This window comes from Actinomyces sp. S6-Spd3 (assembly GCF_000758755.1).
Taxonomy (GTDB): Bacteria; Actinomycetota; Actinomycetes; order Actinomycetales; family Actinomycetaceae; genus Pauljensenia.
In genome coordinates, this window is record NZ_JRMV01000139.1 from 1 (window position 1) to 842 (window position 842).

Sequence of the window (842 nt, forward strand, 5' to 3'; positions counted from 1 at the left end):
CGTAACGTTCTGTACGCGTATGGACTACGTGGCTCCGCTGTTTAACGAGGCTGTTTACGTGCAGGCCGTGGAGAAGCTACTCGGTATTACCGACGAGGTTCCGCAGCGCGCTAACTGGATCCGCATTCTGCTGATGGAGCTGAACCGTATTGGCTCGCACCTGGTCGCAATCGGCTCCGGTGGTAACGAGCTGGGCGCAACCACGATGATGACGATCGCCTTTAGAGGCCGTGAGAACGTGCTCCGTATTTTTGAGCGCATCACGGGTCTGCGCATGAACCACGCGTTTATGCGTCCGGGCGGTGTGGCTCAGGATCTGCCGTCGGGCACCACGGATTACATTCGCGAGCTCCTTCCTAACTTGCGCAATGACATTGGGGAGTTGCAGGACCTCACGCAGGAAAACCCGATCTTCAAGCTTCGTCACATTGATGTGGGCTACATGTCGCTCGCTTCGATGATGGCGCTTGGCATGACCGGTCCGTGCTTGCGTGCTGCTGGCCTCCCGCTCGATTTGCGTAAGACACAGCCGTACTTCGGTTACGACCAGCTTGAGTTTGACGTTCCGGTTCGAGACAAGTCTGACGCGTACAACCGCGTGCAGGTGCGTTTCGACGAGTGCTACCAGTCGCTGCGAATCATTAACCAGGTTCTCGACAAGCTTGATGAGTGCGAGGGTGACCCAGTTATGGTGCAGGATCCGGCAATCAAGTGGCCGGCACAAATGTCGATTGGTTCGGATGGTCAGGGTAACTCGCTGGCGCACATTCGCGAGATCATGGGTGAGTCCATGGAGTCTCTCATTCACCACTTCAAGCTTGTAACCGAGGGCTTCAAGGTTC

The 842-nt window shown here is 56.4% G+C and carries 1 pseudogene; it reads left to right on the plus strand.

From position 1 onward, the window contains the following. Positions 1 to 842, plus strand: a pseudogene (locus HMPREF1627_RS00825) (NADH-quinone oxidoreductase subunit D); the annotation flags it as partial.